This window comes from Streptomyces bauhiniae (genome assembly GCF_004784475.1).
GTDB lineage: Bacteria > Actinomycetota > Actinomycetes > Streptomycetales > Streptomycetaceae > Streptomyces > Streptomyces seoulensis.
Genome location: NZ_SRRT01000004.1, coordinates 682,640 through 696,214 on the forward strand (window position 1 = coordinate 682,640; position 13,575 = coordinate 696,214).

Consider the following 13,575-nt stretch of genomic DNA (forward strand, 5'->3'; position numbering starts at 1 on the left):
CTCTCGCTCAACTTGACGTACTGCGAAGGGAAACGGTTGCCCGCCGATGTTTAACGGGTGGATCACGGTGGTGCCGCCACCCGGCGCAGTCCCGACACGCCGGGTGGCCCGAAGCCCTATCCGTCAGACTCCCCGCGAATCACGGCGAGCACGCCGTCCAGTTCGTCAGGCTTCACAAGAACGTCACGAGCCTTCGAACCCTCGCTCGGTCCGACGATGTTCCGGGACTCCATCAGGTCCATCAGCCGGCCCGCCTTGGCGAAGCCGACCCGCAGCTTGCGCTGGAGCATGGACGTCGACCCGAACTGCGTGGAGACCACCAGTTCGGCCGCCTGGCAGAGCAGGTCGAGGTCGTCGCCGATGTCCTCGTCGATCTCCTTCTTCTGCTTGGTGCCCACGGTGACGTCGTCCCGGAAGACCGGCGCCATCTGGTCCTTGCAGTGCTGGACGACGACCGCGACCTCTTCCTCCGTCACGAACGCGCCCTGCATACGGGTCGGCTTGCTGGCGCCCATGGGCAGGAACAGTCCGTCGCCCTTGCCGATCAGCTTCTCGGCGCCGGGCTGGTCGAGGATGACGCGGGAGTCGGCCAGCGAGGAGGTGGCGAAGGCCAGCCGGGAGGGCACGTTGGCCTTGATCAGACCGGTGACCACGTCCACCGAGGGCCGCTGGGTGGCCAGCACCAGGTGGATGCCGGCGGCGCGGGCGAGCTGGGTGATGCGCACGATCGCGTCCTCGACGTCGCGCGGGGCGACCATCATCAGGTCGGCCAGCTCGTCCACGATCACCAGCAGGTACGGGTACGGCTGCAGCTCGCGCTCGCTGCCGTGCGGCGGGGTGACCTTGCCCTCGCGGACGGCGCGGTTGAAGTCGTCGATGTGCCGGAAGCCGTAGGCGGCGAGGTCGTCGTAGCGCAGGTCCATCTCGCGCACCACCCACTGCAGGGCCTCGGCGGCGCGCTTGGGGTTGGTGATGATCGGCGTGATCAGGTGCGGGATGCCCTCGTAGGCGGTCAGCTCGACGCGCTTGGGGTCGACCAGGATCATCCGGACGTCCTCGGGGGTCGCCCGCATCATGATCGAGGTGATCAGGCAGTTGATGCAGGACGACTTGCCGGAGCCGGTGGCGCCGGCGACCAGCATGTGCGGCATCTTGGCCAGCGAGTGCATCACATAGCCGCCCTCGACGTCCTTGCCGAAGGCCACCAGCATCGGGTCGTCGTCCTCGGCGGACTGCGCGAGCCGCAGCACGTCACCGAGGTTGACCATCTCCCGGTCGGTGTTGGGGATCTCGATGCCGACGGCCGACTTGCCGGGGATCGGGCTGATGATCCGTACGTCCGGGCTGGCGACGGCGTACGCGATGTTCTTGGCGAGTGCCGTGATCCGCTCGACCTTCACGGCCGGGCCGAGCTGGACCTCGTACCGGGTGACCGTCGGGCCGCGGGTGAAGCCGGTGACGGCGGCGTCCACCTTGAACTCGGAGAACACCGTGCGCAGGGAGTCCACGATGGCGTCGTTGGCCGCGCTGCGCGCCTTGCCGGGGCCGCCGCGGGTCAGCAGGTCCAGCGAGGGCAGCGAGTAGGTGATGTCCCCGGAGAGCTGGAGCTGCTCGGCGCGGGCGGGCATCTCGCGGGGCGGCTCGGGCGGCGCCTTGGTGAGGTCGAGAACACCGGAGTCGGTGTTCTTCTTGCCCGGCACGGGCCGGGACGACGGCGCCGGGGAGGGCACGGGGACCGGGGTGGTCTCCTCGCGGTCCCCCACGCTCACGCCCTGGGTGAGGTCGGCGACGACCGGGGACGGTGGCATGCCGTGCTGCACGGCGCCGTCCAGCGCGGCGTTGGCCGCCGAGGCCACGTCGATCGCATCCATCTCGCGCGGCTCGGACCGCGCGGCCCGGCGGGGGCGGCGGCGCCGGCTGAGCGCCTCGTCCTCGGCCGCGTCGGGGTCGTAGTCCTGCGGGTCGCCTCGGCGGCTCCGGGGGCGCGCGGGAGGTTCGTCGCGCCACTGCTCGTCGTAGCCCTCGACGTCGTCCAGGTCGGCCGCGTAGTCGTGCAGCACGCCCAGGCGGATGCCGAGGGCGCGCAGCCGGCGCGGGATGTGGTTGACCGGGGTGGCGGTGACCACGAGCAGCCCGAACACGGTCAGCAGCACCAGCAGCGGTACGGCGAGCACCTCGCTCATCGTGTACGTCAGCGGGGTGGCGGCGGCCCAGCCGATGAGGCCGCCGGCGTCCCTTATGGCCCGCATGCCGTCGTCCCGCGCGGGCGAGCCGCACGCGATGTGCACCTGGCCGAGCACGCCGACGACGAGCGCTGACAGACCGATGACGATCCGGCCGTTGGCCTCCGGCTGCTCGGGGTGCCGGATGAACCGGACGGCGATCACCGCGAACAGGATCGGCACCAGCAGGTCGAGGCGGCCGAAGGAGCCGGTGACAAGGATCTCCACCAGGTCGCCCACGGGTCCGCTCAGGTCGGCCCAGGTCCCGGCGGCGACGATCAGCGCGACGGCGAACAGCAGCAGCGCGATCCCGTCCTTGCGGTGGGCCGGATCGAGGTTGCGCGCGCCCTGTCCTATGCCCCGGAACACGGCGCCGACGGCGTGCGCCATGCCGAGCCAGACGGCACGGACGAGTCGGTAGAGGCCGCCGGGTGGGCGCGGCGCGGGCTTGGGCGGTGCCTTGCGGACCGGAGTCCGGCGGGCCGGTGCCTTCTTGGCCGGGGCCTTCTTGGCGGCCGCTTTCCTCGCCGGAGCCTTCGCGGGAGCGGCCGCCCTCTTGGCGGGCGGCTTCTTGGCTGCGGAGGGACGTGAGGCCATGGGAACGAGGTTACCGGGGGAGACGACAGCGGACACGTGTGCCCACTGCTTCACCCGTTCGTGTCGCCCTTGGCAGGGCGCCGAATTGACGCCCGCTCATGGGTGGCCGGAGAACCGGCGGGACGTCAACTCGGCGGCGGGAGTGGGGCGGAGCCGTCGGCCCCCGGCTCCAGGGCGTCCAGCGCCCGGCGCAGACCGGTGAGTTTGCGCTCCAGATGCGCGGCCGTGGCCACCGCCGCCGCGTCGGCGGACTCGTCGTCCAACTGCTTGGAGAGCGCCTCGGCCTGTTCCTCGACGGCCGCGAGCCGCGCGGACAGCTCCGCGAGCAGCCCGGCGGGCTCCTTGTCGTCGACCGTGTCCTTCTGCCCGCCCTCCAACTGGAGCCGCAGCAGCGCCGCCTGCTCCCGCAGCTGGCAGTTCTTCATGTACAGCTCGACGAACACCGAGACCTTGGCGCGCAGCACCCACGGGTCGAACGGCTTGGAGATGTAGTCGACCGCGCCCGCCGCGTAACCCCGGAAGGTGTGGTGCGGGCCGTGGTTGATCGCGGTGAGGAAGATGATCGGGATGTCCCGGGTCCGCTCCCGCCGCTTGATGTGCGCGGCCGTCTCGAAGCCGTCCATGCCCGGCATCTGGACATCCAGCAGGATGACCGCGAAATCGTCCGTGAGCAGTGCTTTGAGCGCTTCCTCCCCGGAAGATGCCCGCACCAGCGTCTGATCGAGCGCAGAGAGGATGGCCTCCAGCGCCAGCAGATTCTCCGGCCGGTCATCGACCAGGAGGATCTTGGCCTTCTGCACCATGGCCCGCCCTCCTCGCCCCGGCGGTACACCGGGCGCCGCCCCAGGGGACGACTCCCTTTCGCCGCCCGTCCTTGTGCCGGTCATCGTAGCCGCACCCCGCCCGTCGCCACACCCTGTCACCGCGATGTCACGGTGCACACAGCTCAAACGCGGGCCGAGCCTGGAAGGTTCCCGGAATCCGAGGTTCCCACACCTGGCCCGCGCTTCGCACCGCGCCCCCGTGACAGGTCCTGTCGGGCCGTCACTCGGGGCGCATCCACTGTCGCATGACGCCCAGCAGATGATCGGGGTCGACCGGCTTGGTGACGTAGTCCGAGGCGCCCGACTGCAGCGCCTTCTCCCGGTCGCCCTTCATCGCCTTCGCGGTCAGCGCGATGATCGGCAGCCCCGCGAACTGCGGCATCCTGCGGATCGCGTTCGTGGTCGCGTACCCGTCCATCTCCGGCATCATGATGTCCATCAGCACCACGGCCACGTCGTCGTGCTGCTCCAGGACCTCGATGCCCTCGCGGCCGTTCTCCGCGTACAGCACCGACAGGCCCTGCTGTTCCAGGACGCTGGTGAGCGCGAAGACGTTGCGGATGTCGTCGTCGACGATGAGCACCTTCTCGCCGCCGAACCGCACCGCGCGCACCGGCCGCTCGGTGTCCTCCGGCTGCTCGACGGTGATCGGCTGCTCCGGTCGCGGCTCGGCCTCCGGCAGGCTCCGGCGGCGCCGCCGGAACAGCGCGGCGGGCCCGTTCTGCGTCTCCCGGTACGACGTCACCTCGGCCGGTGTCTCGGCCCGGGGCTCCGTCAGCCGGGCCGACAGATGCGCCTCCGAGGCGACCAGCTCACCGGCTTCCAGCGGGGGCACGGACTGCTGGTAGCCCTGCGGCGGGAGTTCGCTGGGGTGCAGCGGCAGGTACAGCGTGAAGGTGGACCCGCGGCCCGGCTCGCTCTGCGCGTAAATCTCACCGCCGAGCAGCTGGGCGATCTCCCGCGAGATCGACAGACCGAGGCCGGTGCCGCCGTACTTGCGGCTGGTCGTGCCGTCGGCCTGCTTGAACGCCTCGAAGATCACCCGCATCTTGCTGGCCGCGATGCCGATACCGGTGTCGGTCACCGAGAACGCGATCAGATCGGCGTCCGGGTCGGTCAGCGCCCCGGCCTCCAGCAACTGCTCCCGGATGACCTGCGGCACGTCCGTGCCGGCGGGCCGGATCACCAGCTCCACCGAGCCGGAGTCGGTGAACTTCACCGCGTTGGACAGCAGGTTGCGCAGCACCTGGAGGAGGCGCTGTTCGTCGGTGTGCAGGGTCGCGGGCAGCTCCGGGGAGACCCGCACCGAGAGATCCAGGCCCTTCTCGGCGGTCAGCGGGCGGAAGGTCGCCTCCACGTAGTCCACGAGCTGGACCAGCGCGATCCGCGTCGGGGAGACGTCCATCTTGCCGGCCTCGACCTTGGACAGGTCCAGGATGTCGTTGATGAGCTGGAGCAGGTCGGACCCGGCGCCGTGGATCGTCTCGGCGAACTCGACCTGCTTCGGGGACAGATTGCTCTCCGCGTTGTCGGCGAGCAGCTTGGCCAGGATCAGCAGCGAGTTGAGCGGCGTACGCAGCTCGTGCGACATGTTGGCGAGGAACTCGCTCTTGTAGCGCATCGACACCGCGAGCTGCTCGGCACGCTCCTCCAGGACCTGCCGGGCCTCCTCGATCTCGGTGTTCTTCACCTCGATGTCCCGGTTCTGCCGGGCCAGCAGCTCGGCCTTCTCCTCCAGTTCGGCGTTGGAGGACTGCAACGCCTTCTGCCGGTTCTCCAGCTCCGCCGAGCGCTCCCGGAGCTGCTCGGTCAGCAACTGGGACTGCTTGAGCAGCTGCTCGGTCTTGGTGTTGACGGAGATCGTGTTGACGCTGGTGGCGATCATCTCCGCGATCTGGTTGAGGAAGTCCCGCTGGATGTGCGTGAACGGCGTGAACGACGCCAGCTCGATCACCCCGAGCACATTGCCCTCGAACACCACCGGCAGCACGATGACCTGCGCCGGCGGGGCCTCCCCGAGCCCCGAGGAGATCTTCAGATAGCCGCTGGGCACATCCCTGACCAGGATCGTCCGCTTCTCCTGCGCGGCCGTCCCGATCAGCCCCTCACCGGGCCGGAACGAGGTCGGCATCGCGCCCGTGGAGCAGCCGTAGGAGCCGAGCATGCGCAGCTCGTACTTCTCCTCGCCGTCCCCGGCGAGATCCTGGCCGTCCAGCAGCGGCATGGTCAGGAAGAACGCGCCGTGCTGCGCGGAGACCACCGGGGTCAGCTCGCTCATGATCAGCGAGGCGACGTCCTCCAGGTCCCGGCGGCCCTGCATCAGCGCCGAGATCCGGGCGAGGTTGCCCTTGAGCCAGTCCTGCTCCTTGTTGGCGATCGTGGTGTCGCGCAGGTTGGCGATCATCTTGTTGATGTAGTCCTGGAGTTCCTGGATCTCCCCGGACGCGTCCACGTCGATCTTCAGGTTCAGGTCGCCACGGGTCACCGCGGTCGCCACCTTGGCGATGGCGCGCACCTGCCGGGTCAGGTTCCCGGCCATCTCGTTCACCGACTCGGTCAGGTCCCGCCAGGTGCCGTCCACGTCCAGCACGCGGGCCTGGCCGCCGAGCTGGCCCTCGGTGCCCACCTCGCGGGCGACGCGGGTGACCTCCTCGGCGAAGCTGGAGAGCTGGTCGACCATCGTGTTGATCGTCGTCTTCAGCTCCAGGATCTCGCCCCGGGCGTCGATGTCGATCTTCTTGGTCAGGTCGCCCTTGGCGATCGCCGTCGTGACCATGGCGATGTTGCGCACCTGGCCGGTCAGGTTGGACGCCATCCCGTTCACCGACTCGGTGAGGTCCTTCCAGGTGCCCGCCACACCCGGCACGTGCGCCTGGCCGCCCAGGATGCCGTCCGTACCCACCTCACGGGCCACCTTGGTGACCTGGTCGGCGAACGAACTCAGCGTCTTCACCATCGTGTTGATGGTGTCGGCGAGCTGCGCCACCTCACCGCGCGCCTCGATGGTGACCTGGCGCGTCAGGTCACCGTTGGCCACCGCGGACGCCACCTGGGAGATGTTCCGCACCTGCATGGTCAGGTTGTTGGCCATCAGGTTGACGTTGTTGCTCAGGTCCTTCCAGATGCCCGTGACACCCGGTACGTGCGCCTGCCCGCCCAGGATGCCCTCGGTGCCCACCTCACGGGCCACCCGCGTCACCTGCTCGGCGAAGCTGGAGAGCTGGTCGACCATGGTGTTGACCGTGGTGACCAGCTCGAGGATCTCGCCCTTGGCGTCGACCGTGATCTTCTTCGAAAGGTCGCCCTTGGCCACGGCCGTGGTGACCTCGGCGATGTTGCGCACCTGGATCGTCAGGTTGTTGGCCATGAAGTTCACGGACTGCGTGAGGTCCTTCCAGGTGCCGGAGACACCCTGCACCTCGGCCTGACCGCCGAGCATGCCCTCCGTACCCACCTCACGGGCCACCCTGGTGACCTCCTGCGCGAACGACGACAGCTGGTCCACCATCGTGTTCAGCGTGTTCTTCAGCTCCAGGATCTCCCCGCGCGCGTCCACGGTGATCTTCTGGGAGAGGTCACCGCGCGCGACCGCCGTGGCGACCTGGGCGATGTTGCGGACCTGGGCGGTGAGGTTCCCCGCCATGCCGTTCACCGAATCGGTGAGGTCCCGCCACACACCGGCCACGCCGGGCACCTGCGCCTGACCGCCGAGCCGGCCCTCGGTACCCACGTCACGGGCCACCCGGGTCACCTGGTCGGCGAAGGCGGAGAGCTGGTCGACCATCGTGTTGATGGTGTTCTTCAGCTCCAGGATCTCGCCGCGCGCGTCCACGTCGATCTTCTGCGACAGGTCGCCGTTGGCCACCGCCGTCGTCACCTGGGCGATGTTGCGCACCTGGGAGGTGAGGTTCCCGGCCATGAAGTTGACGGAGTCCGTCAGCTCCTTCCAGGTGCCGGACACCCCGTCCACCCGAGCCTGACCGCCGAGGCGGCCCTCGGTGCCCACGTCACGGGCCATCCGGGTCACCTGGTCGGCGAAGCTGGAGAGCTGGTCCACCATCGTGTTCACGGTGTTCTTCAGCTGGAGCATCTCGCCGGAGACGTCCACGGTGACCTTCTGCGACAGATCGCCGTTGGCCACCGCCGTCGTCACCTGGGCGATGTTGCGCACCTGACCGGTGAGGTTGCGGAACGCGGTGTTGACCGAGTCCGTCAGGTCCTTCCAGGTACCGGCCGCGCCCGACACCTGCGCCTGGCCGCCCAGCTCACCCTCGACACCGATCTCCCGCGCGACCCGCGTCACCTCGGCACCGAACGCCGAGAGCTGGTCCACCATCCCGTTGACGGTGTTCTTCAGCTCCAGCATCTCGCCCGCCACGTCGACGGTGACCTTCTGCGACAGGTCACCGCTGGCCACGGCGGTCGTCACGGCGGCGATGTCCCGCACCTGGGTGGTGAGGTTCCGGAACACCGTGTTGACGGAGTCCGTCAGGTCCTTCCACGTGCCCGCCGCGCCCGGCACGTTCGCCTGCCCGCCGAGGCGCCCCTCGGCACCGACCTCGTTGGCCACGCGGGTGACCTCGTCCGCGAAGATCCGCAGCGTCTCGGTCATCTGGTTGATCGTCTCGGCGAGCTGCGCCACCTCGCCCCGCGCGGGCACGGTCACCTTCTGCGAGAGGTCACCGTTGGCCACGGCCGTCGTCACCTGGGAGATCCCGCGCACCTGAAGGGTCAGGTTGCCCGCCATCGTGTTGACGGAGTCGGTCAGCTCCTTCCACACCCCGGCCACGCCGGGCACCTGCGCCTGGCCGCCCAGGATGCCCTCGGTGCCCACCTCGCGGGCGACCCGCGTCACCTCGGAGGAGAACGAGGAGAGCTGCTCCACCATCGTGTTGACGGTGTTCTTCAGCTCCAGCATCTCGCCAGCCACCTGCACGGTGACCTTCCGCGACAGATCGCCGCCCGCGACCGCCGTCGTCACCAGCGCGATGTCCCGCACCTGGGCGGTGAGCCGGTTCGCCATCGTGTTGACGGACTCCGTCAGGTCCTTCCAGGAACCCGACATGCCCCGCACCTTCGCCTGCCCGCCGAGCTTGCCGTCGGTGCCGACCTCGATGGCCACCCGGGTGACCTCGTCGGTGAAGGTGGACAACTGGTCGACCAGGTTGTTGACGGTCCGGCCGACCTTCAGGAACTCGCCCCGCAGCGGATGCCCGGTCCCGTCCGGCGCCTCGGTGCGCAGGTCCATGCGCGGGGACAGATCGCCCTCCGCGACCGCCGTCAGCACCCGGCTGACCTCGGACACCGGCCACACCAGGTCGTCGACCAGCGCGTTGGAGTTCTCCACCGCGGCCGCCCAGGAGCCCTCGCAGGCGCCCGTCTCCAGCCGCTCGGTGAGCTTGCCCTCCCGGCCGACCGTGCGCCGCACCCGCGCCACCTCGCCGGTCAGATGCAGATTGCGGTCGGCCACCTCGTTGAAGACCGCCGCGATCTCCGACATCACACCGTCGCCGGACACCGTGAGCCGCTTGCGGAAGTTCCCGTCGCGCATGGATTCCAGCGCGGCGAGCAACCGGTTCAGGGCAGCCGTGTCCACCTCGGTGACGCCACCGCTCCTGCGCGGGGACGGCCGGCCCTTCGCGCGCGTCTTATTGCCCCGCGTCGCTGCGCCAGACTCCACTGTGTCCCTCCCGGAGGGGTAGACCGCCACTGCCGTGCCCGGCCGCGTCCTGGGGCTGCTGCCCTTCGCGCACGGAACGCACGCAGCCCGAACCGACCTTCATCAAAATCCTGCCCAGTGTTTCACCCCTGCCGAACCAGGCCATAACAGTTCGGCAGCTTCGCACACGGTTCGCACACCGTGGGGGGTAATCACCGGCGACCGGCATCCACTGCGACGGCGAAGGTAAGTAACCTTGCATCCGGCTGTCCAGCCGCACCGGCCCGACCGGCCTGGGCGGCGGCACGAGAAGGACACGGGCATCGGAGGGGCGGCCGCAGAGGATGACCACCGGACTGATCTCGGGGGGACCTCCCCCGGAGCCACGCCCGAAGGGCGAGCGGACCCCGCAGCAGCGGTCCGGACCGGCCGGCCCGCCGGCCACGCACGTCGACGACAGAGCAGGGAGTTCCGTGATCACCGCCCGCGCGGCCGCCAGCTTCGAGCCCGTCGGGCGTTCGGTCGCGACCGCCCGCGCCTTCGTCCGCGACACCCTCCAGGGCTGGGGGTTCGCTGACATCGTCGACGACGCCGTGGTCCTCACCAGCGAGCTGGTCACCAACGCCGTGGTCCACGCGGGCACCGAGGCCGAGGTCCTGTGCCTGCGCACCGAGCACGGCGTACGCATCGAGGTCTCCGACCGCTACCCCGAGCGCGAGGTCCCGCTGCAGAGCGCGCACGCCGTCATGGGCAGCCCCGACCGCGAGGGCGGCCGCGGCCTGCAACTGTGCGCGGCGCTCGCCACCCGCTGGGGCGTCGAGTACACCCCCACCCACAAGAGCGTCTGGTTCCAGCTCGACCTGCCCGAACGGCACGTCGGCACCCGCGCCGCCGGACCGGCCCTCCCGCCCGACCTGCTCCCGCTGGCCGACAGCCGGGTCCGGGTGGCCGTCCTCCAGATCGACCGCAAGGGCTGCATCAGCGCCTGGAACGAGGACGCCGAGGAACTCTTCGGCTACCCGGCGAACGACGTCGTCGGCAAGCCCCTCACCGACCTCGCCGCCTGGCCGCACACCCCCGGCACCGGCACCGGCATCGCCGAGGCCCTCCAGCTCTCGCGCTGGGAGGGCAGCTACGGCATCCGGGGCGCCGACGGCCGCGTCTCCCCCGTCTACGCCTCCCACCTGCGCGTCCGGGACACCGGCGGCGAGCCCTCCACCGTCTGCCTCCTGGTCCGCGACCACGAGCGCGCCGTCCTCCAGACCCCCTCCCGCGTCCCCACCGGCGACCAGAGCGGCTCCGACGGCCCGAACGCGGACCCCTTCGAGGTCTTCATCGGCTCCCCCGCCCCCGACGACCTCGACGGACTCCTCCAGCGCACGGTCGAGCGCGCCCGCGACATGCTCGACGGCGACTCCGCCTTCCTGCTGCTCGCCACCGACGACGAGACCGAACTCGAGGTCCGCGCCTCCACCGGCCTGCCCTCCACCCGCCAGCGCTTCGCCCGCGTCCCCGTCGAGGCCGGCCCCGGCCGCTACGGCTCCGCGCGTATGCCCGCCGTCCACGACGACCTGAGCGCCATCCCCAGCGCCGCCGTACCGCTCCTGGCGGGCACCGGCATGCGCTCGGTGGTCACCGTGCCGCTCAAGGTCGAGGGCCGCCTCACCGGCTCCCTCGGCGTCGCGGCCGAGGCACCGGGCCGGTACTCCAACAAGGAGGCACTGCGCCTGCAGTTCGCCGCCGACCGCATCGCGCTCGCCGTGGAGTCCGCCCGCCTCGGCGAGCTGGAACGGCTGCGCAGGGGCTCGCTCAGCTTCCTGGTCGAGGCGTCCGACCTGCTCGCCGGCACCCTGGACCGCGACCAGACCCTCGCCCTGATGGCCCAGATGACCGTGCCGACCCTGGCCACCTGGTGCGCGGTCTACACGATCAGCGAGCAGTCGGCCGACCCGTACCTGTCGTACGTCCTGCACGAGGACGAGGAGTTCATCGACGGCATCAAGTCCTTGCTGTCGAAGATCCCGCCGCCCGACCCGGTACTGACCCCCGGCGCGCGTGTCTGGCCGCTGCCCGGCGAGGTCGCCCACCAGGCCGCCCTGCGCAGCTCCATGCGCAGCCTGGGCCTCTCCGGCGGCCCCACCCAGCAGCTCGCCTCCAGCATCGGCCCGACCCTGGCGACGGCCTCCGCGGTCGGCGGCGAGACCGTCGTCCTCCCCCTGGTGGCCCGCAACCGCGTCATCGGCATGCTCACCCTCGGCAAGCCCACCGACGAACACTTCCGCCAGGAGATCCTGGAACTGGCCGAGGACCTGTCTCGCCGGGCCGCCCTGGCCCTGGACAACGCCCGCCTGTACTCGGAGCGCACGGCCATCAGCCAGTCCCTCCAGCGCAGCCTCCTGCCCCCGGGCCTCCCGCCCATCGACGGCGTCGAGGTCGACGTCATCTACCGCGCGGCCGGCGAGGGCAACGAGGTCGGCGGCGACTTCTACGACCTCTTCCCCATCGGCGACGGCGCGTACGGCTTCGCCATCGGCGACGTCTGCGGCACCGGCCCCAACGCCGCCGCCGTCACCGGCCTCGCCCGGCACGCCCTGCGCCTGCTCGCCCGCGAGGGCCTCAGCGGCCCGGCGGTCCTGGAGCGCCTGAACTCCGCGATCCTCGACGAGGGCGACCGCAGCCGCTTCCTGACCCTGCTCTACGGCGAGCTGCGCCCACAGGAGGACGGCGGCGCCGAACTGAAGGTGGTCTGCGCCGGCCACCCGCTCCCCCTGCGCCTGCGCCAGGACGGCACGGTCACCGCGGCCGCCGAACCCCAGCCCCTCCTCGGCGTCATCGAGGACCTGGAGCTGTACGAGGAGACGGTCACCCTCGACCCCGGCGACGTCCTCCTCTGTGTCACGGACGGCGTCACCGAACGCCGCGAGGGCACCCGCATGCTCGGCGACGACGGCCTCGCCGACGTCCTGACGACCTGTACGGGCCTCACCGCCGGCGCGGTCGCGGCGCGCGTGCTGCGCGCGGTGGAGCGGTTCGCCTCCGACGCCCCTTCGGACGACATGGCCATCCTGGCGATGCGGGTTCCGGGACTTCAGCAGGACTGAGGCCCCTGGCCCGCCCCGCCGGGCGGGCCTCCGTGCGGACATGCGGGCATGCGGGCATGCGGGCATGCGAAAGACCCCACCCGAAATGGGTGGGGCCTTTATCGCTGAGCCCCCAAACGGAATCGAACCGTTGACCTTCTCCTTACCATGGAGACGCTCTGCCGACTGAGCTATGGGGGCCTTGTCGCTTTCGAGGTTTCCCTCGCGGCAACAAGAAGATCGTACCCTGAATGGGCTCGGCTTCCCAAATCCGTTCGCCGCTTGTTCAGAAAGCGGGCTGGAGCAGTCCGCCAAGGGCATTGCAGGCGGCGACGATCCGCTGCATCTCCCGCTTCGTCAGGGCCGGATCGACGGGCAGCGCGAGCGTCTCGTCGGCGGCCCGCTCGGTCTCCGGCAGCGTCCAGCCGGGACGCCGGAACCCGGGCAGCCGGTGGGCGGGGGTCTGGACGGGAATCCGGCAGGCAACTCCCCTGGCCCGCAGGGCGCGTGCGAACGCGTCCCGGTCGGGCCGCCCGTTCCCCGGTACCCGGACCACGTACTGCTGGTAGGTGTGCCCCTCACCGCTGTCCGGCGTCCGAACTCCCTTGAGCCGGGCGTCCAGATAGGCGGCCCGTTCCCGGCGTCGCACCAACTCCTCGTCCGGCGCGTCGGCTTCACCCCGCTCCAGCACCAACAGGCCGCGCCGGTTCCCCAGTTCCCGCAGCGGCCTGACATCGGCCCGCCGGCCGAACCGGTGGACCACGACGACGGCCGCGGTCCGGTCCGTCACGACCGCCGCGACGGAGTCGGCGTCCAAGCAGTAGGTGACCGGATCTATGTCGGCGAACACCGGTTGCGCGCCCACCAGAGCGACGGCCTCGGCGACTTCGGCGTTCCCGAAGGCAGGTACGACGACTTCGTCCCCGGCGCCCACGCCGGCGGCCCTGAGCATTGCTGCGGTACCCATGCGGCACATGCTCGATGAACGACGTGAACGCCAAGTTAAGGACAACAAAAAAGGGTTGGTCCCTGAACCGAAGTTCAGGGACCAACCCTTTTATCAAATTTAGTTCGGCGGCGTCCTACTCTCCCACAGGGTCCCCCCTGCAGTACCATCGGCGCTGTGAGGCTTAGCTTCCGGGTTCGGAATGTAACCGGGCGTTTCCCTCACGCTATGACCACCGAAACACTAT

The 13,575-nt window shown here is 70.2% G+C and carries 5 protein-coding genes, 1 tRNA gene and 1 rRNA gene; 1 reads left to right on the forward strand and 6 read right to left on the reverse strand.

Going from position 1 to position 13,575, the window contains the following annotated elements:
• Window positions 1-116: 116 nt before the first annotated feature.
• The 3 genes from E5083_RS16915 to E5083_RS16925 form a co-directional block, all read right to left on the reverse strand.
• Complete coding sequence (locus E5083_RS16915; protein ID WP_208754064.1) at window positions 117-2,819, reverse strand: DNA translocase FtsK; 2,703 nt, start codon at window positions 2,817-2,819, stop codon at window positions 117-119.
• A 125-nt stretch (window positions 2,820-2,944) separates the two neighbouring features.
• The gene (locus tag E5083_RS16920; protein ID WP_135786511.1) at window positions 2,945-3,622 is read right to left on the reverse strand and encodes a response regulator; all 678 of its coding nucleotides are present in this window, start codon (window positions 3,620-3,622) and stop codon (window positions 2,945-2,947) included.
• Between the two features lie 241 nt (window positions 3,623-3,863).
• Window positions 3,864-9,323, reverse strand: coding sequence for a HAMP domain-containing protein (locus E5083_RS16925; RefSeq protein WP_135786512.1), 5,460 nt, complete (start codon window positions 9,321-9,323; stop codon window positions 3,864-3,866).
• A gap of 323 nt (window positions 9,324-9,646) precedes the next feature.
• Between E5083_RS16925 and E5083_RS16935 the strand changes: the two genes are divergently transcribed.
• Window positions 9,647-12,403: a SpoIIE family protein phosphatase gene (locus tag E5083_RS16935; protein WP_135786513.1), complete on the forward strand. Its 2,757-nt coding sequence runs from the start codon at window positions 9,647-9,649 to the stop codon at window positions 12,401-12,403.
• 107 nt (window positions 12,404-12,510) lie between these two features.
• Here the strand turns inward: E5083_RS16935 and E5083_RS16940 are convergent.
• The 3 genes from E5083_RS16940 to rrf all read right to left on the reverse strand — a co-directional run bounded on the left by E5083_RS16940 (window position 12,511) and on the right by rrf (window position 13,568).
• A tRNA-Thr gene (locus tag E5083_RS16940) sits at window positions 12,511-12,583 on the reverse strand.
• Between the two features lie 85 nt (window positions 12,584-12,668).
• Window positions 12,669-13,334: a DegT/DnrJ/EryC1/StrS family aminotransferase gene (locus E5083_RS16945; RefSeq protein ID WP_135786550.1), complete on the reverse strand. Its 666-nt coding sequence runs from the start codon at window positions 13,332-13,334 to the stop codon at window positions 12,669-12,671.
• A gap of 117 nt (window positions 13,335-13,451) precedes the next feature.
• Window positions 13,452-13,568 (reverse strand): 5S ribosomal RNA (gene rrf, locus E5083_RS16950).
• Window positions 13,569-13,575: the final 7 nt, after the last annotated feature.